Genomic DNA, 18,084 nt, shown 5'->3' on the forward strand with positions numbered 1-18,084 from the left:
CGGTCGGTCGGTGGCCCAACCCGACCTGACCCTGACGGCGAGCCTACGACCGGCCGCGCTGGACGCCCGACGGGGCATCGTGCGGCTGCACCCGGAGGCGCTGACCGCGCTGGGCCTGCGCCCCGGCGCGCCGGTGCGGCTGGCGGGTCGTCGGGAGACCGCCGGGATCGTGGCGGCGGCCGGGGCCGGCGCGAGCAGCGGCCTGCTCTACGCCGACGACCTCACGCTCGGGAACCTGGGCGTGCGGGACGGCGCGTCCGTGCGCGTGTCGCCGTTGCCGCTGACCCCGGCCGGCCGGGTCACCCTGGCCGGGCCGGTGGAGGTGATCGCGGCGGTCAGCCCGGAGATGCTCCGGCTCGCCCTGCTCGGCAAGGTGGTCACCGCCGGCGACGACGTGTCGCTGCTGCCGCAGGACGTGCTGCCGGACGCGTCGACGCGCAGTCTCGTCGAGGCGGCCCGGCGCAGCCTCGCCACCAGCGTCGGTTTCGCCTGGACGAGCACCCTGCTCACCGTGGTCGCCGTCGAGAAGTCCGCCGGGTCGCTGGTCACCATGGACACGGTGGTCGCCTGGGAGCACGGGCCGGCCACCCACGGCGCGCCACCACCGGCCCGGCGGCCCGGGACGGTCGACGCCGTCGAAGAGACGGACGCGCCCGACGTGGACGAACTGCCGGGGCTGCGCGCCCAGGCGGACGAGTTGACCGAACTCCTCGACCTCGGCTTTCACCACCGGGAGGTGCTGGGCCGGCTGGGCACGACCATCTCGCTGGGTGTGCTGCTGTCCGGGCCGGCCGGCTCCGGAAAGTCGGCGTTGGTCCGGGCGGTGGCGGCCCGGGTGGGCGCCCGCGTACACCCGCTGTGGGCGCCCGAGGTGGCCGCGCTGACCGACCAGGCCGCCGCCGACCGGCTGCGCGCCGCCGCGACGGCGGCCCGTGCCGACGGGCCGGCGGTGCTGCTGGTCACCGACGTGGAGGCGCTGGTGCCGGCGGAGGAGCCCGGCCCGCTGGCCACGGTGTTCCGGCAGGCGCTCGCGGAGGTCGTCCGCGCGGGGGTCGCCGTGGTCTGCACCACCAGCCGGCCGGAGGCCGTCGACGTCGCGCTGCGCGCGCCGGACCTGCTGTCGCTGCGGATCAGCGTGCCGCTGCCCGACGCGGCCCTGCGCCGCGAACAACTCACCGTGCTGACCCGGCAGGTGCCGCTCGCCGAGGACGTGCGGCTGGACGAGGTAGCCGGCCGTACCCCCGGGTTCGTCGCGGCGGACCTGGCCGCGCTGGTCCGGGAGGCCGGGGTACGCGCGGCGCTGCGGCAGAAGTCCGCGTCGACGCCCACGGTGGCGATGGGCGACTTCACCGCCGCCCTGGAGGTGGTCCGGCCGACGACGATGGCCGCGTCGACGCTGGAGTTGGCGTCGGTGAAGCTGGACGACGTCGGCGGACTGGACGAGGTCAAGCAGACGTTGACCGAGTCGGTGCTGTGGCCGTTGACCTATCCGGACACCTTCGCCCGCCTCGGCGTGCAGCCACCGCGCGGCGTGCTGCTCTACGGACCGCCCGGCTGCGGCAAGACGTACCTGGTCACCGCGCTCGCGGGCTCGGGCCGGGCGAACGTGCTCTCGGTCAAGGGCGCGGAACTGCTCTCCAAGTGGGTGGGCGAGAGCGAACGCGCCGTACGCGAACTGTTCCGCCGGGCCCGGGAGGCCGCCCCGACGCTGATCTTCCTGGACGAGGTCGACGCGTTGGCCCCGGTGCGCGGGCAGGCCACCGACGGCGGCACCACGGATCGGGTGGTCGCGGCGCTGCTCACCGAGTTGGACGGGGTGGAGGCGCTGCGCAACGTGGTGGTGGTCGGCGCCACGAACCGGCCCGACCTGGTCGACCCGGCGCTGCTGCGGCCCGGCCGGCTGGGGCGGCTGGTCTACGTGCCGCCACCGGACGGGCCGGCGCGCGCGGAGATCCTGCGGGCCGCGTCCCGGAACGTGCCGCTGGCGTCCGACGTCGACCTGGCCACGCTCGGCGCGGACCTGGCCGGTTTCTCGGCCGCGGACTGCGCCGCCGTGATCCGGGAGGCGGCGCTCGCGGCGATGCGGGAGTCCCTGGCCGCGGCCACCGTCACCGCCGCACACGTGGCCACCGCGCGGGAGCGCGTCCGCCCGTCGCTGGACCCGGCCCAGGTCGCCTGGCTGGCCGCGTACGCCGCCGAGCGGGACTGAGCGCCGGCTCCAACCTTTTGCCGTACGCGGAACGTTGTCGAAGCGGAACGTTCCGCAGTGGAGAGATCCACTCGACGACAGGCGGTGACCTCTTGCGCAGGCTGTTCTCTATTCTCGTCGTCCCTCTGGTGGCGGCTGCCTCCCTCGCCACGGTCGGCTCGCCCGCGACCGCTCACCCGACCACGTCGTTCCCGTCCCGGATCGCCCTGCCCGACGGGTACGCCCCCGAGGGGCTGACGATCGGCCGGGGCAGCACCGTCTACGTCGGCTCGGTCGGCAACGGGGCCGTCTGGCGGGGCGACCTCCGTACCGGACGCGGTTCGGTGTTCATCGCGGGCGCTCCGGGCCAGCAGAAGGCCGGTCTCAAGCTCGACCCGCAGGGCCGGCTGTGGACGGCTGACTTCTCCGCCGGAGCCGCGAGCGTCTACGACGGTGCGACCGGCGTGCGGCTCGCCCGCTACCAGTTCACCGACGAGCCGGGAAGCATCGTCAACGACCTCGTGGTCACCCCGCGCGCCGTCTACTTCACCGACTCCGCCCGGCCGGTGCTGTACGTCGTACCGCTGCTCCCGGGTGGTCGGCTGCCCGCCGCCACCGCTGGCCGGGTGCTGCCGCTCACCGGTCCGGCCGCCACCGGAGACGCGTTCAACAACGGGATCGTGGCGCTTCCCGACGGGGACCTGCTGGTCGCCCAGATGTTGACCGGCCGGCTGGTCCGCGTCGACGCGCGCACCGGCGCCAGCCAGGTGGTCGACCTCGGCGGCTACTCGGTGGACCGGGCGGACGGGCTGGTCCTGCGCGGTCGCACCCTCTACGTGATCCGGAACCTGAGCAACGTCGTCGCGGTCGTCGAGCTGAACGCCGGCCGGACCGCCGGGGTGGTACGGCGGGAGATCACCAGCCCGGCGCTGCGGTCGCCGGCGACCGGGGACCTGCTCGGCTCGGCGCTCTACGTGGTGAACGGCCGGTTCGACGTCGAGCCGGGCCCGACCGTCGACTACGACGTCGTACGCATCCCGGCCTGATCGGGACGGTCGGCGGCGGCACCGGGGGGGTCGCCGCCGACCACCCGGCGGTTCGCTAGTCGGTGGGCAGGAGTGGGCCGAGCGGCCCGAGATCCACATTCAGGTCCTCGGGGGCCAGGCCGAAGTGCTCCCGCAGCCCCGCCATCTGCTCCTCCAACGCCATCAGCGTGACCCCGATGCGTTCGACCTGCTCCTCGGTCAGGTCGCCCAGGTCGACCCGACGCAGCGCCTGCCGCTCCATGAGCTGACGCAGCAACTCGACGACGGTCAGCACCAGGCTGGCCAGCCCTCGTTCGACCGACTCACGGTCCACGGAGATCCGACCGTCCAGCGGGGTGACCCGGGGTGGCTGCCAGGACCGCGCGTCGAGCGCCGCGACCAGCTCGCTGGCGTCGTCCCGGCCGGTCACCCGGCGTCCTCCGCCGCCAGCGCGCCGACCGACGCCACCAGTGCGCGCAGCGAGATCCGGACCAGGTCGACGTCGGCGATGGCCAGGGTGATGTCACCGCTGATCACCACACCGGTGGCGAGCACCCGATCGAGCAGGTCGACCAGGGCGACGGGCCGGTACGCCAGCGGATCGTCCGCGCTGCTCGGCGCGAGCGCGGTGGTCACCGTGGCTCCCCGACGGCGTCGGCCGGACGTTCCGCCACGAAGGAGTACGCCGGCCACGGCCCGGTCAGCTCCAACCGGAGGCCCGGATGACGATCCCCCAGCGCGCCGACCAGCTCGGTGAAACGGGGCAGCGCCGCGACGTCGACGAGGTACGCGCCGTTGAGCGCCATCGCCGTGGACGCGCCGGAGAGCCGCCGGTCCTGCGGAGCGTGTCGACGACCCGCCACGGCCACCTCGCAGAGGGCCGTGTGCACGGCTTCGGCGGCGGAACTCGCCACCTGCTGTTGCGCGTCGCGGGCCGTGAGCTGGGCGCGTCTGCGGCGCAGGTACGCCGTACCCACCCCGCCATCCGGGGCGACCGCGCTCTCGACCGGCGTCCCCGGCACCAGGTAGCCCTTGACGCCCCACTCGTCGCGTCCGGTCAGCCGGGCGAGGGTCGCGGACAGCTCGGCCCGCCGGGAGGCGAGCGACGCCGCCACCAGATCGTCGTCGGTGTGCACGGTGGCGAGCCGGGCCGGCACCACCGGACCCTGTCGGGCGAGCGCGTCCACCACGGCGTGGTGCGCCCGCGCGGCCCGCTCCAACCAGGCCAGGTCCTCCAGGTTGCGGCGCAGCGGCTCCTCGCCGTACTCGTCGAGTGGCGCGGGGCTGACCACGGCGACCAGTCCGGCGGCCGCTACCGCGCGGACCGGGGCGCCGCCCATTCCGGCGAGCGCCGCCAGCGTCGCCGGCTCGACGTCACGCACCACGCCGTGCAGCCACACCCCCGTCGTCGTGGCGGACTCCGCGGGCGCGACCTCAGCCGTCGAACTCATCCCACTCCTCCAGCCCGGCGTCGCGGCGGCGTGCCCGGGCCGCCACCCGGGGACGCCGCTCGGCCTCGACCTGCTCCGGGTCGCGCGGTCCCGGCTCCACCGGAGGGCGGGCCCGCGAGCTGAGCCACGGGTCGTGCTCCCACCAGTCGATGCCGATCTGGCGCGCCGTGTCCACCGACGCGATGACCAGCCGCAGCTTCAACGTCAGCAGCTCGATGTCGAGCAGGCTGACCCGGATGTCGCCGGCGATGACGATGCCCCGGTCGAGCACCCGCTCCAGGATGTCGCCCAGGTTGGCCGGCTCGTGGCCGGCGGGCAGGACCTGGCCCGAGTTCTGCACCACCGAGGGCGGCTGACCAGCGGTCATCTCAGCCCACCTCACCCTTTCCGCGCTGGTAGCGCCGCACCCGTCGGTAGCCGAGGAGGTTGCCCTCGATGTCCAGCTCCGCCTCGTACAGGCCGAGCAGGTCCGTCGAGCTGGGAATCCGGTGTGCCTCCACCATCTCCACGCCGACCAGCCAGCCGTCCTGGGTGGCCTCCAGCGACGTGGTCACCGACGGCTCGCGGCCGGTCAACTCCACGAGCTGCCGCAGGCCCGCGCGCGCCGCCTCGGCCGCCGACACCGGCTCCAGGTACTCCTCGTCGGCCTGCTCACGCTCGCGGGCCCTCGCGTCGTCGGTCATGACGCACTCCCCTCTCCCGGCCCGGGCCACGCGGTTGTCCGGTGGAGGGAGGCGCGCCGCCGGCACGTCGACCCGCACCCCCGGTCAGCCGGTCCAGCACCCGCTGCTCGGCCCGATCCCGTTCCTCGGCGCTGAGTTCACCGGCGGCCACGGCGGCGTCCAGCTCCTCCAGCTCGCGCCGGACGTTGACCGGGTTGTGCTGTCGCGCCTCGGCCTCCCGGGCCACCACCCCGACCACGGCGGTCAGCCCCCGCACGGGGGCGTACGGCAGGGTCAGCAGCGCCCAGAGCAGATCCACGGTCAACCCGCCAACTGGTGCGCGTCGACGAAGTCGTACGGGGCGAGAGGCCCCAGCAGTCGCAGCCGCAGCAGGCCCCGCCGGTCCTGGGCGTACTGCTCGAGCACGTCGATCAGATCGGCCTCGCGGTCGGTGTCCACCAGCAGCGCCACGTGCCCCGCGTCCATCTCGTGGGTGGGCGGACGCAGTTGGGTGGTCACCACGAACTCGGCCGTGACGTCCAGCAGCCGCCGGTTCTCCGCCTCGCGGCGCAGCTCCACCGCCTGACTGATCAGCTCCCCGAGTCGGATCCGGGGCTCCCGGCTGGCCGCCTCGGCCCGACCCCGTACCTGCTCGGCGAGCTGAGCGGCGGCCGGGTTCTCGTCGAGGACGGCGCGCAGCAACGCCTGCTCGTCGAAGCGGCCCTGCACCACGTACTGCACCCGGCCCTCGAACTCCGCCAGCGCGGCGGCGAACCGGTCGTGGTGTGGGCGCAGCAGGTCGAGCACCGCGTCCGCGCCGGTGACGACGGTGCCGAAGCGGACCGGCAGCACCGGTGCCACGACCGCCGTTCCGTCCAGCAGCTCCTGGTACGCCCTCAGGTCCGCCGCGCTACCCAGCCGCGCGTCCAGTGGCACCTCGCTGACCAGCGCCGCGAGGTCGCCGTGTCGGACGACGGTCACCTCGCCGGACGGTTCCCCCACTCCGGCCGCGTCGGACGTCGCCTCGACGTCCGCCGGCACCAGCCCGTAGATGAACAGTCCCGTGTCGTCCGCCATGTCAACCCCTCCCGAGGTCCCGTACCGTGCCGTTGGCGTCGCCGGTGACGTCCCGGACCGAGCCGGTCACGTCCCGGACCGAACCGGTGACCTCGCGGACCGCGCCCGTGACGCCGCCGACGAGGCCGGCCAACCCCTCGCCCTCGTCCGGGCCGATGTCGAGCCGGTCCACCGCCTCGGCGAACCGCAGGTACGTCTCGATGCTCGCCACCACCACCCGAGCGTTGATCTCCACCAGGGGGATGCCGACGACCCCGACCGACACCTGCGCGTCGATCACGACGCCCTTGTCGAGCACCGTTTCCACGACATCGGCGAGGTCGCCGGCGGCACCCTCCACACGTTCCAGGGCACCGCCGACGGCGTCACCACCGGAAACCAGCGTCACTCGTCCTCCCCCCGACGGCGGCGCACGACCGGCCGGCGCGGCGGCTCAGAGCCTCGCCGGACGGGCGGTCGCGGCCGCTGCGGCTCCTCACGCGGCTGCGGGCGACGGGCCCGCTCGGGAGCGCGTCGGCGGGGTGCGGGCGGCGGCTCCTCGTCGGCCTCCTCGGCCTCGTCCTCGTACCCCTCGTCGTAGCCGTCCTCGTACGCCTCGTACTCGTCGTCGTACTCCGGCTCGGCCGGTCGCCGCGGCGGGCGCTGGCGCTGGCGTCCTGCGGGCCGGCGGCGCGGCTGTTCCTCGGCGGGCTCCTCGTCGTACTCCTCGTCCTCGGGCTCGTTCGGTTCGCGGCCGCCGCGCTCCTGCTGCTCCCGCTCCTCGCGCAGGCCGGTCTCGTGGTCCTTGACCACCTGGGAGTCGCGGATCTCGCCCCGCCAGCCCTCGACCTGGTCCGGGTCGAGCGCCACCTCGGTCATCACGTGCCGGACGAAGTGCTTCAACTCCAGTCGGACGCGCCGACCCTGGGCCCGCCACAGGTTGCCGGTGTGCTCGAAGAGGCCCTGCGGGTGGTATTCGAGCACCACCAGGATGCGGGTCAGGTCCGGGGTCAGTTCGTGGAAGCTGACCGTGCCGTCGACCGAGCCCTTCTCGCCCTTGGAGCGCCAGTGGATGAGCTTGTCGGGTACCTGCCGGACGATTGTCGACTCCCAGGTCCGGTGCGACCAGAAGACCTGCGCCTTCCAGGTCATCTTCTCGGGCTCGTCGTTGTCGGCCTGCTCGACCTTCTTCATGAAGCTCGGGAAGTCGCCGAACTGCGTCCACTGGTTGTACGCGGCCCGTACCGGAACACCGACCTCGATCGTCTCGACGATGTTGGTGACCTTGTTCTTGCCGCCGCCCTTACCGCCCTTACCGCCCACGCGGCCGAGAGCCGACATCACCTTCTCCTTACCGCCGGCCACTCCGGCGTGCAGCATCGCCTTCACCGGTGATCCGCCCTCGGCCAGCTTCTGCGCTCCGGTGGCGGCGGCGACCAGTCCGGGTCCACCGCCCTGGCGCGCGTACTCGCTCAGACGGCCGGTCGCACCGGTGATCCGCTCCGTCACCACGCTCACCGCGCGTTCGCCGATGGCGCCGGCGAGGTTGCGCATCTCGTCGGCCAACGGCCCCCGGATCTTGTCGCCGAGGCCGCCCGGGCTGCTGTTTCCCGCCATGGTCACCGCCCCCGCCGCTGCCCGGCCGCCGCGTCGTTCCGACCGCGCGTCTGGTTGTCGCCGCCCCCGTTGCCGTCCTGGTCGCCGTTGCCGTCCTGGTCGCCGTTGCGGTCCTGGTCGCCGTTGCGGTCCTGACCACCGTCGCCACCCTGGCCACCGTCGCCACCCGGGTTGCCCGCGCGGCGGCGCAACGCGTCGGCGGAGCCGCGCAGCCGGCCGGTGAGCGCGTCGACGCCGCTGCCGGCCGCTGCGGTCGCGGCGGACCGGCCGGCGTTGACCAGCGGCCCGCCGAGTCGGCTGAGGCTGCTCAACTGTGGGGACGACTGCAACAGGTCCCCACCCCGCTTCAACAGACCGCCCGGGTCGCGGCTCGCGCGCCCGGCGGCCACCGCGGCCGCCAGGGTCAGCGCGGTACGCAGTTTGCGACGCCGGCCCAACAGGTAGCCGAAGCCCACCGCCAGTCCGATCCGTGTTCCGGTCTTCATCAGGTCTCCCTCGCTCCCCGGTGGTCCGGGACATCTGCGGGCTCAGGGCAGCGGGCCACCGGGGAACAGCGCACACCACGCCCTCGAAGAGACGTCCCGTATTTGCGGACCCGGCGGGCAGTACCCGGCGGAATTGCCGCGAAACCGTCTGGACATTTTCCGTCGACAGCGGCCAGCGCTATTCGGAAAAGCGAACCAGGACGGCCCAGACGGGACAGCAGGGCGGTTTCAAGCAGGGAGAACGTCAGAAAAAGGGAAAGTGGAATTGCGGCTCAGAGAGCCGGGGGTGTCGAGTCCAGGCAGATTTCGGCGTGCACCTTTCCGCCTTCCTCGCGCAGTTTGGCACCGCATTTCTCGAGGATGGCGAGCGCGCCGGCGTTATCCGGTGTCGTTTCGGCGACCACGGCACGCATCCCGGCGCGGGCGGCGACGTTGAGCAGCTCGCGCAGGGCGGCCGCGCCGATGCCCTGTCCGCGCGCCGAGAGGCCGAGCCACATGCCGGTCTCCACCGTGCCCGGATCGTCACAGCGCGTCATCCGGATCATGCCCACCACCTCGCCGCCAACGAGGATCGCGTACATCTGAGAACCGGTCGGGCCGTCCAGGCCGGCGAAGCTCGCCCGGTGGAAGTCGCGGAAGGCCTCCCGGCGGGCGAGCGACCAACCGGCGGGCGCCTCCACCGGAGGCATCACCTCGCCCGGCTCGGCCTCGGCAGCCGCTACGGAGAGCAACGGCTCCAGATTCCGCTCGTCCACCGGCTCCAGCCGTACCGCACTCGCCACGTGCCGCAGTCTGCCGGCCTCATCGGCCGAAGTCCACCCCATTGGCCAGCGGATGGCGGTCCGGCCACGGGTACCGGCCGGTCGGGCGGTTCGCGTGTTTCTCCTCACGCTCCGTCGTCATATGGCCTATGGCCCGAACTCGCAGAACACCACCGACGCGTCGTCCGTGGACTTGTGCCGGCGGAGCCGATCGGGATGATCGCGCTCGGCGTCCCGGACCCGACCGAGCAGCGCGGCCGGACCCTCGGCGCTCAGCAGGTCGAGCAGTCCGGTCCAGTCGGTCAGCCCGAACTGCTCGACCGCACTGGACGCGCCGTCACTGAGCAGCGCCGCCCGGCGCAGAGCCGCCGAACCCCGCCGGGGCGCCGTCCCGGTCACCGCGTGGAAGGCCGCGTCCGGGTCGGCCGCCGCCACCCAGTAGCCGTGCGTACGGTTCATCCGCTCCCGTTGGACGCCCACCGCGTGCCGGAAGCGCTCGACCGGGTCAGATGCGCCCGCCGGCACCGTGGCGAGGGTCTGCCGCAGCTCGGCCATCGCCGTGTCCAGTCGATCGTCGGTCACCACACTCACCTGACCGCCCACGTCCAGCACCAGCGGACTGTCGCAGAGCACCAGGTAGTCGACCTCGTCGCCGCAGTCGCGCAGGAGGCAGACGGTGCTCGACGGGGTGACCGGATGGTCGAGGTCGCACTGCCCGCCGTGGTCGGCGCGGACGGCGAGGATGGCCGCGGCGAGGTTGCTGGTGAGGCGGGCCGCCGGACGGACCGCCTCCGCCACCGCGAGCCGGGCGGCCAGGTGTCGGACGTACCACTCCGGCCCGTGGACGCAGCCGGTGTCGAAGCCGTCCGGCACCGTGGCGCCGTCCAGGACGCCGACCAGCGGACCGAACTGGAAGACCACGTCCTCGTTGACCGGCCGACCGGGGGCCGGCGCGGACGCGGAACGCACCCGCATCATCGACGCCGGCCCCGTCACATCAGCGCTGCCGAAGGTCGTCGGCGGCCGCATGCGCCTGCCCCTGCACCTGACCGGCGGCCGAACGGCCCTGGTCGCGTACGGCGGACATCCCCTGCTGGGCGCTGGAACGCACCGACTGGGCCGCCTGCTGCGCGGGCTCCCGCAGGTTGTCCTGGACCTGATGGCCGACCTGGCTCGCCTGCTGACGCAGCTCGCCCGAGTGCTCGCTCACCATGTCCCTCGCGCGGCCGGCGAGTTGACGTTCGCGCCCGCTCGGCGGAATCAGCGAGGCGGCCAGCAGGCCGGCGCCGAAGGCGACCAGCCCGGCGGCCAGTGGGTTGCCCTGCGCCTGCGCGCGCGACTGCTGCCCGAGCGAACGGGTCTCGTCGCGTACGGAGCCCGCGGCGTGCGACATCCGCTGGCCGGCTTCCTGCCCCAGGTGGTTGGAGCTGCCCATCATCTTCTCCTTCGCTCGGGTGAGCGCGCCGCGAGCCTGCCCGACGCTGTCACCGGCGATCCGACGCGGGTTGACCTTGTCGGCCAGGGCGTCGACGTCACTGCTCAACTCGTTTCGGGTGGTCTCGATCTCCCACCGGATCCGATCCGGATCACTCGACATGCTCTGCTCTCCCTACCGACTCGGTCACCGGCCCCGCAGGGCGTCCGGCAACTCCCGGGCGGTCTGCTTCGTTCGGGGCAGTACCTCGCGTGCCCGCTTGAGCTGGGTCCGTGCGTTGAGGAAGAGGCCACCGGCGACAGCGGCCCAGACGATCGCGACGATCAACGCCGCCCAGCCCTCGTCCATCACGTTGGACAGCCCCCACCAGACGGCGTACGACACGAAGAGCACGGCCAGGAACCCGGCCAGCCCCGCGCCGCCGAACATACCGCCGGCCTTGCCCGCCTGGCTGACCTCCTCGCGCAGCTCGGCCTTGGCGAGCTCGACCTCCTTGCGCACCAGTGTGGACAGGTCCCGGGTCACGTCGCCCAGCAGGTCGCCGACCGACGCCTGGGTCCGCTCCTTCTCCGGGGCACTCACGGCGCCACCCCGCCCGGCACGTCCGGCTGCGGGCGACCGGCGGGCGAGACGTTCTGCGCCCGCGCCGCCCCCACGTACGGCTGCTGACCGTCCTGGTCCGGTGCGCCCTGCGGCATCGGTTGGCCGCTCGACATGCCGCCGCCTCCGCCGTTGCCGGAGGCCGAGCCGGTCAGGCCGCGGGTGAGCCGTCCGACCAGAAGTCCGGCCACCGCCGCGCCCGCCAGGAACGTACCGGGGTGACGCCGCGCGTACGTGCGCACCTCGTCGAGCACCTCGCCGGGTTCACGCTCGTCGAGCCACCCGGCGGCGTGCTGGGCGGCGTCGGCCACGCGGCGTACCGCCTGACCCGCCAGCCCGGAATCACCGTCACGCTCAGCCATCGACCCCAGTTCCCGACCGATGTCGCGCAGACCGTCGGCGGCTCGCCGCTGCTGCGTCTGGGCCTGTTCCCGAAGTTGTCCACCGGCCTGACCGGTCAACTGACGGGCCTGCCGACGCGCCTCGGCGGCCACCTGCCCACCCTGCTCGGCGGCGGCGTGGGCAACCTGCCCGCCGGCCTGCGTGGCCTGGTGGCCGACGCGGGACGCTTCCTGCCGGGCCTGCTGCCCGCTGCTGCTCTGGTTGGTTGCCGTCATGCTCCGCTCCCCTCCTGGGTGCTCGGTCGCCTGGCGACCCCGGAACTCCCGTCGCGTACCCGTGGGCCCGGCCGACATGCGAGCCGGCGGGCGGGACGACCGGGAGAGACCGTCGGAAGGCGGGCAACCGGCTGCGCCCGGAAGCGAAGCGGACGGCAGCGCCGGCACCGGTCGGACCGGACAGGTCGGTCAGCGGCGGCGGTTGCGGGCCCGCGACGAGCGCAGCCGGCGAAGCCGGCCGATCAGCACCGGGTCGGCGGCGAGCGCCGCAGGATTGTCGAGCAGGCCGTTGAGCAGTTGGTAGTACCGGGTCGAGGAGACGCCGAAGGTGTCCCGTACGGCCTGCTCCTTGGCGCCGGCATGCCGCCACCACTGCTGCTCGAAGGCGAGTATGGCCTGCTCGCGAGCGGTCAGGCCGACCGCCGGAGCGGCGGGAGCGGCGGTCGTCGCGTCGGCCGGTGCGGCCGTGTCGTCCAGCTCGTCGTCGTCGGTGCTCTCGACGGGCGGCGCCGGTCGCGGGGTCGGCACACTGGGCGCTGCGCCGGCGGCCGTCCCGCCCGGGCGAGCGTCGGTGGACGGCTCGGGGGCGGCCGGGGTGGCGTCGGCGGGCATGGCGTTCAGCCTAGTCAGGGCAGGCCCCGGTCGCAGCAGCCGGCGCGGCCGGCCCCGCACGTCGGAACACCGACGTCGAAGCCGGCCGCGCCGGGTCACTCACGTACCGCTCAGGAGATGTCGCGGCGACGCATCGCCCAGATCGCCGCGCCGAGAATCACCACGAGCCCGATCGAGAACAGCGCGGAGGACTGCTGCCACGTGATGTCCATCGTCTCCGGCTTGCACTCGCCGTAGTAGGTCGCGTTGCAGGACTGCCAGTTCTCCAGCTTGACCGTCTTCGTCATCCAGGCCAGCGCGTACGTCGGCAGCAGCCACGCCTCGGCGAACTTCACGTTCGCCATCGCCAGCAGGATGCCGAGGCCGAACTGGCCGACCACCATCAGCGCCACGACGCCGCCGAGAGCCATCGCGGTGTGCCGGCCCAGCGAGGCGAGCGCGAAGCCGATGGTCGTGATGACCAGCACCAGCGCCACGCCGCGTACCCCGGTCAGGACGAACGACTGCCAGGCCCCCGAGGTCATCTTCTCCGTGCTGCCCCGGAAGCTGGCGACCGCCCAGAAGCCGGCGAACCACAGCACCGCGGCGGGCAGCGTCACCGCCAGGATGCCGGTGAGCAGCGCGGCCAGCTTGGTGAGCAGTACGGTGAGTCGCTTCGGCCGCCAGAGCAGCAGATTCATCATGCCGCCGGTGCTCCACTCGGCCCCGACGAAGGACGCGCCGATCACGAACCCGACCAGGGCGAGGATCGCGGCGAACGGCACCAGTGTCTCGTCGAACGTCTTACGGAAGTTGAACGTCGACGGCAGGAACCACTCCGCCTGGATCTGCTCCCGCGCTGGCGGCGTGATCACCGAGCAGTCCTCGGGGTAGCGGCCGTCGTTCGGCGTGCCGGCCTTCTTGGCCTCCTCGCAGTTGACCCGCTCCTGCTCGCTCCAGCGGACCTGCTCCTGGTACTGCTGGTCGGCCTGCCGCTCGGCCTTGGCGAGCTGACCGGCGTCGATCTTCTGGTTAGTGAAGAAGACACCGACCACCACGGCGGCCAGCACCAGCAGGCCGAGCAGCGACATGTAGCGGGTGAAGCGCCGCTTGGCCAGCCGGCGCAGCTCAGTCCGATAGAGGCTCACGCGCCCCACCCTCCTCCGGTGGCGCCGGGCTGACCCGTCCCACCGACCTTCGTGGACTCGTCGACCTGCCGGTGCTGGCCAGGGACCGGCGCGGTGGCGGTCAGTTCGAGGAAGACACTCTCCAGGTCGACCGCGATCGGGGCCAGTTCGCTGACGTACAGGTTCTGCTCGGCGAGCAGCCGGGTCACCGACGCCGGCTTGTCGACGCCGGTCAGCATGAGGTGGTCCGGGTGCCCGGTGACCCGGATGCCGGCCCGGGTGAGGGCCTCGGTGGCCGTCGGCAGGTCGCTGACCGCCTCGAGGCGTACGCGGACGGCACCGGACGAGTGCTGGGCGAGCACCTCGTCGACCGGGCCGAAGGCGACCCGTCGACCGAGCGAGATGATGGTGACGGAGTCGCAGATGAGTTGGATCTCGCCGAGGATGTGGCTGGACAGCACCACGGTCATCCCGGATTCGGCGAGCGTGCGCATCAAAGTGCGCATCTCCCGGATGCCGCCCGGGTCGAGGCCGTTGGCCGGCTCGTCGAGGATGAGCAGCTGCGGGTTCTTCAGCAGGGCGGACGCGACGGCGAGCCGCTGCTTCATGCCCAGCGAGTACGTCTTCACCCGCTCGCCGGCCCGGTCGCGTAGCCCGACGAGCTCCAGAACCTCGTCGACCCGTGTGGCGGGCACCTCGCCCGCCCCGGCCAGCAGGGACAGCGTGTCCCGGGCGGTGAAGTGCGGGAAGAACTGCGGGCTCTCGACGATCGCGCCGACCTGACCGGCGACGGTGGGCAGCGCGGCGGGAACCTCGTGCCCGAGCAGCGTCATCCGTCCGCCGTCGGGCCGGATCAGGCCGAGAAGCGTACGCAGCGTGGTGGTCTTACCGGACCCGTTGGGACCCAGGAAGCCGTGCACCTGCCCCGCGTCGACCCGCATGTCGAAGCCGTCGAGCGCGTTGCGGGTGCCGCGTCGACGACTCTTGTACGTCTTACGTAGACCTTCGATCTCCAGGACAGCTGGCAAGCTGCACCTCCCCCGATGGTGGGCGTGACAGCCGACACCATACGCGGTATGCAGCGCTGCGCAATACCGGGTATGCAGTGACACGCCGGTCGATGCATTTCATCGACGGAGCGTGACCGCTCAGGCGCAGACGACCTGCACGCCGGCCGCCCGGAAGGCCTCCACCACCTCGGGCGCGGCCCCGGAGTCGGTCACCAGCGTCTCGACCCGCTCGACCGGGCAGATCCGGGCGAAGGCGTGACCGCCCAGCTTGGACGAGTCCGCGATGATCACGACCCGCTTGGCGCGGGCGACCATCAGGTTGTTCATGGCCGCCTCTCCCTCGTGGTGGGCGGCGGCGCCGAGCTGCGGGTCGATCGCGTCCACGCCGAGCAGGGCGACATCCAGGGTGACCTCCCGCAGCAACGCGCCACCCAGCGGGCCGACCAGCTCGAACGACTTCGGGCGCACGACCCCGCCGGCCACCACCACCTTCATCCGGGACCGCACGAGCAGCTCGTTTGCGATGTTCAGCGCGTTCGTCACCACGGTGAGCTGGGCGCCCTCGGCACTGGTGTTGAGGTCCGGCCGAACGGCCAGCGCCCGGGCAACCTCGGTGCTCGTGGTGCCGCCGTTCAGCCCGACCACCGTTCCGGGCGTGACGAGGGCCGCGGCGGCGGCGCCGATCCGCTGCTTCTCCGCCGAGTGCTTGGCCGTCTTGTAGCGCAGCGGCAGGTCGTACGAGACACCGTTGGCGACCGCGCCACCCCGGGTCCTGGTGATCATCTGTTGCTGGGCGAGCTGGTCGAAGTCACGCCGGATGGTCGCCTGAGAGACGTCCAGCCGCTCGGCGGCCGCCTCCACGCTGACCCGACCGTTGTCGGTCAGCATCTCCAGCAGGGCGTTCCATCTGGCGTACCGGTCCACCTCGGGGGCCCTCCCAGTTACTGCACGTTCGGTGATTGATTGCGTGCACACTAGTGCGCGAAACTAGCCTCGCGCAAAAGGCTGGCCTGCGCGATCGGTCGGCCGGTTGCCACGAGCACCCCGGTTCGCGCAGAATAACGCGCGAAATACGGCCCTTACGAGCCGTATTGCGCAGACAGGTCGGCCCTGCGAGGAGTTGCCCATGGCGTACGTGGACGCGGAGATCGCGAGCCTGGCCCAGCGGTTCGCGGTCGCCCTGGCGACCAGCCGTGGCCTCGACCCGGATGCGCCCCGACACGTGTCCCGGTCAGTGGTACTGGCGTGAGCGGTGCCGCGCGCGACGACCGGGTGGTCGTGGCGCTGGACGTCGGCGGCACCGGCATGAAGTGCGCCCTGGTCCGGCCGGACGGCGTCGCCGTACGCACCGAACGACACCCCACCGACGCGGCGCGCGGGCCGGCGGCCGTGGTCGACACCATCCTCGACATCGCCGAAGGGCTGGCCGCCAAGGCCCACGCCGACGGTCTCACCCCGGTCGCCATCGGCATCGCGGTCCCCGGGGTGGTGGACGAGGCGCGCGGTGTCGCGGTGTGGTCGGCGAACGTGGGCTTCCGGGACGTACCGCTGCGGGACCTGGCGGTGCGACGGCTCGGGCTGCCCACCGCGCTCGGCCACGACGTGCGCGTCGGTGGTCTCGCCGAGGCGCGGCTCGGGGCCGGGCGCGGCGCCGACCACGTGCTCTTCGTGGCGATCGGCACCGGCATCGCTGCCGCGCACGTCGTCGACGGCGTGGCGGCCGTCGGCGCGCACGGCGCGGCCGGCGAGATAGGCCACATCATGGTCCGACCGGACGGCCCGCGCTGCGGATGTGGGCGGCCCGGCTGCCTGGAGGCGGTCGCGTCGGCGTCCGCGATCGGCCGGCGCTACGCCGAGCTGGCCGGCGGACGGCCCGACGTTCCCGTGACGGCTGCCGCCGTGGCCGAACGTGCGGCGGCCGGCGAGCCGCTCGCCGCCCAGGTCTGGCAGTCGGCCGTCGAGGCGCTCGCCGACGGCCTGGCCACCGGGCAGGCACTGTTCGACGTGACGACGATCGTGCTCGGCGGCGGTCTCGCCCAGGCGGGCGACCTGCTGCTCGTCCCCCTCCGGGCGGCCGTGCACGAGCGGATGACCTTCCACCGTGAGCCGCGGCTCGTTACGGCGGCCCTCGGCGACGAGGCGGGCTGCCTGGGGTCGGCCCTGCTCGTGTTGGACACCCTGACCGCCGACCGTGCTTGACCAACAGGAGGAACGATGACCGAACGGGTGAACGGCCGAGTGGTGACCCCGACCGGTGTCATCCGGCAGGGCTGCGTCGAGTGGGACGGTGAACGGATCACCGCGGTGGCCGAGTACCCGTCGGTCCGCGACGGACACTGGATCCTGCCGGGCTTCGTGGACATGCACACGCACGGCGGCGGCGGGCACACCTTCACTACGGGGGACGCCGACCAGGCCCGCGCGGCGGCCACCTTCCACCTGGGACACGGCACCACCACGCTGCTGGCCAGCCTGGTCAGCGCGCCCTTCGCGGTGATGCGCTCGGCCACCGAGGCGTTCGCGCCGCTCGTCGACGAGGGTGTGCTGGCGGGGATCCACTTCGAGGGCCCCTACCTCTCCGCCGCCCGTTGCGGCGCGCAGAACCCCGAGTACCTGCGTGACCCGTCCACGGACGAGCTGGCCGAGCTGATCGAGTTGGGCCACGGCGCGGTCCGCATGGTCACTCTCGCCCCGGAACGCGATGGCGCGCTGGAGGCGATCAAGCTGCTCGCCGCGCAGCGCGTGGTGGCCGCCGTGGGTCACACCGACGCCACCTACGAGCAGACCCAGGCCGCGGTCGCCGCCGGAGCGAGCGTCGGTACGCACCTCTTCAACGGCATGCGACCGGTGCACCACCGCGAACCGGGCCCGGTGGTGGCCCTGCTCGACGCGTCCACCGTGGTCTGCGAACTGGTCGCCGACGGCGTCCACCTGCACGACGGCATGCTCGCCTTCACCACCACGACCGCCGGCCCCGACCGGGCCGCGCTGATCACCGACGCCATGGCCGCCGCAGGGATGGCCGACGGTGAGTACGAGTTGGGCGGTCAGGCCGTCACGGTGACCGACGGGGTGGCCCGGCTGGCCCGCGACGGCGCGATCGCCGGCAGCACGCTGACCATGGACGCGGCGCTGCGGCACGCCGTGCACGCCGGAATCCCGATGGCCGACGCCGCCCGGATGGCGGCGACCACCCCGGCCCGCGCGATCGGCCTGGGCGACCGCGTCGGCGCCCTCCAGGTGGGTCTGCGCGCCGATCTGGTCGTGCTCGACGACGACCTCAACGTGGTACGGGTGCTGCGCGGCGGTTCCTGGGTGGAGTGACCGACCCGCTGGGCACCCCCTGCCCGGCGGCCCGTGCCCGGCGGCCTGTGCCCGGCGGCCTGTGCCCGGCGGCCCGTGCTCAGCGGTCCCCGCGCGATCGGTCGTGGCGCAGCGCCACCCCCGCGCCACCCCGAC

At 73.2% G+C, this 18,084-nt stretch carries 24 protein-coding genes; 5 read left to right on the plus strand and 19 right to left on the minus strand.

The window, feature by feature from the left end:
• Window positions 1–10 precede the first annotated feature (10 nt).
• Complete coding sequence (locus ACTFTM_RS29865; protein ID WP_449563642.1) at window positions 11–2,209, plus strand: AAA family ATPase; 2,199 nt, start codon at window positions 11–13, stop codon at window positions 2,207–2,209.
• A 128-nt stretch (window positions 2,210–2,337) separates the two neighbouring features.
• The gene (locus tag ACTFTM_RS29870; RefSeq protein ID WP_449563643.1) at window positions 2,338–3,234 is read left to right on the plus strand and encodes a superoxide dismutase; all 897 of its coding nucleotides are present in this window, start codon (window positions 2,338–2,340) and stop codon (window positions 3,232–3,234) included.
• Window positions 3,235–3,289: 55 nt separating this feature from the next.
• On the opposite strand, the gene ACTFTM_RS29875 is transcribed toward ACTFTM_RS29870, so the two are convergent.
• From ACTFTM_RS29875 to ACTFTM_RS29965, 19 genes are all read right to left on the minus strand, one after another.
• The gene (locus ACTFTM_RS29875) at window positions 3,290–3,643 is read right to left on the minus strand and encodes a gas vesicle protein K (RefSeq protein WP_449563644.1); all 354 of its coding nucleotides are present in this window, start codon (window positions 3,641–3,643) and stop codon (window positions 3,290–3,292) included.
• A complete protein-coding gene (locus tag ACTFTM_RS29880; protein WP_396800027.1) occupies window positions 3,640–3,849 on the minus strand; it encodes a gas vesicle protein in 210 nt (69 codons plus the stop codon). The genes ACTFTM_RS29875 and ACTFTM_RS29880 overlap by 4 nt, the downstream gene beginning before the upstream one ends.
• Window positions 3,846–4,664, minus strand: coding sequence for a GvpL/GvpF family gas vesicle protein (locus ACTFTM_RS29885; protein ID WP_449563645.1), 819 nt, complete (start codon window positions 4,662–4,664; stop codon window positions 3,846–3,848). Before ACTFTM_RS29885 ends, ACTFTM_RS29880 begins: the two co-directional genes overlap by 4 nt.
• Window positions 4,648–5,031 carry a gas vesicle protein gene (locus ACTFTM_RS29890; RefSeq protein WP_449563646.1) on the minus strand — a complete coding sequence of 128 codons (384 nt, stop codon included), beginning with the start codon at window positions 5,029–5,031 and terminating at the stop codon, window positions 4,648–4,650. The genes ACTFTM_RS29885 and ACTFTM_RS29890 overlap by 17 nt, the downstream gene beginning before the upstream one ends.
• A gap of 1 nt (window position 5,032) precedes the next feature.
• Window positions 5,033–5,347, minus strand: a complete 315-nt coding sequence (locus ACTFTM_RS29895) for a gas vesicle protein GvpO (protein WP_449563647.1) — start codon at window positions 5,345–5,347, stop codon at window positions 5,033–5,035.
• Window positions 5,316–5,645 (minus strand): gas vesicle protein GvpG, encoded by a 330-nt coding sequence (locus ACTFTM_RS29900; protein ID WP_449563648.1) that lies wholly within the window; start codon window positions 5,643–5,645, stop codon window positions 5,316–5,318. Before ACTFTM_RS29900 ends, ACTFTM_RS29895 begins: the two co-directional genes overlap by 32 nt.
• A gap of 2 nt (window positions 5,646–5,647) precedes the next feature.
• The gene (locus tag ACTFTM_RS29905) at window positions 5,648–6,403 is read right to left on the minus strand and encodes a GvpL/GvpF family gas vesicle protein (RefSeq protein ID WP_449563649.1); all 756 of its coding nucleotides are present in this window, start codon (window positions 6,401–6,403) and stop codon (window positions 5,648–5,650) included.
• Between the two features lies 1 nt (window position 6,404).
• On the minus strand, window positions 6,405–6,791 hold the full coding sequence (gvpJ, locus tag ACTFTM_RS29910) for a gas vesicle protein GvpJ (RefSeq protein ID WP_449563650.1): 387 nt from the start codon (window positions 6,789–6,791) through the stop codon (window positions 6,405–6,407).
• A complete protein-coding gene (locus ACTFTM_RS29915; protein WP_449563651.1) occupies window positions 6,788–7,999 on the minus strand; it encodes an SRPBCC family protein in 1,212 nt (403 codons plus the stop codon). The genes gvpJ and ACTFTM_RS29915 overlap by 4 nt, the downstream gene beginning before the upstream one ends.
• Window positions 8,000–8,001: 2 nt before the next feature.
• Window positions 8,002–8,484, minus strand: a complete 483-nt coding sequence (locus ACTFTM_RS29920) for a hypothetical protein (protein WP_449563652.1) — start codon at window positions 8,482–8,484, stop codon at window positions 8,002–8,004.
• A gap of 272 nt (window positions 8,485–8,756) precedes the next feature.
• Window positions 8,757–9,266 carry a GNAT family N-acetyltransferase gene (locus tag ACTFTM_RS29925; protein ID WP_449563653.1) on the minus strand — a complete coding sequence of 170 codons (510 nt, stop codon included), beginning with the start codon at window positions 9,264–9,266 and terminating at the stop codon, window positions 8,757–8,759.
• A 126-nt stretch (window positions 9,267–9,392) separates the two neighbouring features.
• Window positions 9,393–10,274: a hypothetical protein gene (locus ACTFTM_RS29930; protein ID WP_449563654.1), complete on the minus strand. Its 882-nt coding sequence runs from the start codon at window positions 10,272–10,274 to the stop codon at window positions 9,393–9,395.
• Window positions 10,243–10,842: a DUF3618 domain-containing protein gene (locus ACTFTM_RS29935; RefSeq protein ID WP_449563655.1), complete on the minus strand. Its 600-nt coding sequence runs from the start codon at window positions 10,840–10,842 to the stop codon at window positions 10,243–10,245. The genes ACTFTM_RS29930 and ACTFTM_RS29935 overlap by 32 nt, the downstream gene beginning before the upstream one ends.
• A gap of 24 nt (window positions 10,843–10,866) precedes the next feature.
• Window positions 10,867–11,262 carry a phage holin family protein gene (locus ACTFTM_RS29940; RefSeq protein WP_449563656.1) on the minus strand — a complete coding sequence of 132 codons (396 nt, stop codon included), beginning with the start codon at window positions 11,260–11,262 and terminating at the stop codon, window positions 10,867–10,869.
• Complete coding sequence (locus ACTFTM_RS29945; protein WP_449563657.1) at window positions 11,259–11,897, minus strand: hypothetical protein; 639 nt, start codon at window positions 11,895–11,897, stop codon at window positions 11,259–11,261. The genes ACTFTM_RS29940 and ACTFTM_RS29945 overlap by 4 nt, the downstream gene beginning before the upstream one ends.
• Window positions 11,898–12,086: 189 nt before the next feature.
• A complete protein-coding gene (locus ACTFTM_RS29950; protein WP_449563658.1) occupies window positions 12,087–12,509 on the minus strand; it encodes a DUF3263 domain-containing protein in 423 nt (140 codons plus the stop codon).
• A 110-nt stretch (window positions 12,510–12,619) separates the two neighbouring features.
• Window positions 12,620–13,636 carry an ABC transporter permease subunit gene (locus tag ACTFTM_RS29955; protein ID WP_449563659.1) on the minus strand — a complete coding sequence of 339 codons (1,017 nt, stop codon included), beginning with the start codon at window positions 13,634–13,636 and terminating at the stop codon, window positions 12,620–12,622.
• Complete coding sequence (locus ACTFTM_RS29960) at window positions 13,633–14,643, minus strand: ABC transporter ATP-binding protein (protein WP_449563660.1); 1,011 nt, start codon at window positions 14,641–14,643, stop codon at window positions 13,633–13,635. Before ACTFTM_RS29960 ends, ACTFTM_RS29955 begins: the two co-directional genes overlap by 4 nt.
• Window positions 14,644–14,763: 120 nt before the next feature.
• A complete protein-coding gene (locus tag ACTFTM_RS29965) occupies window positions 14,764–15,549 on the minus strand; it encodes a DeoR/GlpR family DNA-binding transcription regulator (RefSeq protein WP_088987368.1) in 786 nt (261 codons plus the stop codon).
• A 202-nt stretch (window positions 15,550–15,751) separates the two neighbouring features.
• Between ACTFTM_RS29965 and ACTFTM_RS29970 the strand changes: the two genes are divergently transcribed.
• Genes ACTFTM_RS29970 through nagA form a run of 3 tightly spaced genes read left to right on the plus strand, consistent with a single transcriptional unit; the run spans window position 15,752 to window position 17,949 of the window.
• Window positions 15,752–15,874, plus strand: a complete 123-nt coding sequence (locus ACTFTM_RS29970) for a hypothetical protein (protein WP_449566786.1) — start codon at window positions 15,752–15,754, stop codon at window positions 15,872–15,874.
• Window positions 15,871–16,824, plus strand: coding sequence for an ROK family protein (locus ACTFTM_RS29975; RefSeq protein WP_449563661.1), 954 nt, complete (start codon window positions 15,871–15,873; stop codon window positions 16,822–16,824). The genes ACTFTM_RS29970 and ACTFTM_RS29975 overlap by 4 nt, the downstream gene beginning before the upstream one ends.
• A gap of 15 nt (window positions 16,825–16,839) precedes the next feature.
• Entirely contained in the window at window positions 16,840–17,949 is a 1,110-nt protein-coding gene (nagA, locus tag ACTFTM_RS29980; RefSeq protein WP_449563662.1) for an N-acetylglucosamine-6-phosphate deacetylase, read from the plus strand.
• Window positions 17,950–18,084 lie beyond the last annotated feature (135 nt).

It is taken from the genome of Micromonospora sp. RB23 (assembly GCF_053585025.1).

Bases quoted from the DNA above. Each gene is read 5' to 3' on its own strand.
- ACTFTM_RS29970 (WP_449566786.1), top strand. From the start codon at position 15,752: ATGGCGTACGTGGACGCGGAGATCGCGAGCCTGGCCCAGCGGTTCGCG.
- ACTFTM_RS29945 (WP_449563657.1), bottom strand. From the start codon at position 11,897: ATGACGGCAACCAACCAGAGCAGCAGCGGGCAGCAGGCCCGGCAGGAA.
- ACTFTM_RS29905 (WP_449563649.1), bottom strand. From the start codon at position 6,403: ATGGCGGACGACACGGGACTGTTCATCTACGGGCTGGTGCCGGCGGAC.
- ACTFTM_RS29935 (WP_449563655.1), bottom strand. From the start codon at position 10,842: ATGTCGAGTGATCCGGATCGGATCCGGTGGGAGATCGAGACCACCCGA.
- ACTFTM_RS29885 (WP_449563645.1), bottom strand. From the start codon at position 4,664: ATGAGTTCGACGGCTGAGGTCGCGCCCGCGGAGTCCGCCACGACGACG.
- ACTFTM_RS29890 (WP_449563646.1), bottom strand. From the start codon at position 5,031: ATGACCGCTGGTCAGCCGCCCTCGGTGGTGCAGAACTCGGGCCAGGTC.
- ACTFTM_RS29920 (WP_449563652.1), bottom strand. From the start codon at position 8,484: ATGAAGACCGGAACACGGATCGGACTGGCGGTGGGCTTCGGCTACCTG.
- ACTFTM_RS29930 (WP_449563654.1), bottom strand. From the start codon at position 10,274: ATGCGGCCGCCGACGACCTTCGGCAGCGCTGATGTGACGGGGCCGGCG.
- ACTFTM_RS29895 (WP_449563647.1), bottom strand. From the start codon at position 5,347: ATGACCGACGACGCGAGGGCCCGCGAGCGTGAGCAGGCCGACGAGGAG.
- ACTFTM_RS29915 (WP_449563651.1), bottom strand. From the start codon at position 7,999: ATGGCGGGAAACAGCAGCCCGGGCGGCCTCGGCGACAAGATCCGGGGG.
- ACTFTM_RS29950 (WP_449563658.1), bottom strand. From the start codon at position 12,509: ATGCCCGCCGACGCCACCCCGGCCGCCCCCGAGCCGTCCACCGACGCT.
- nagA (WP_449563662.1), top strand. From the start codon at position 16,840: ATGACCGAACGGGTGAACGGCCGAGTGGTGACCCCGACCGGTGTCATC.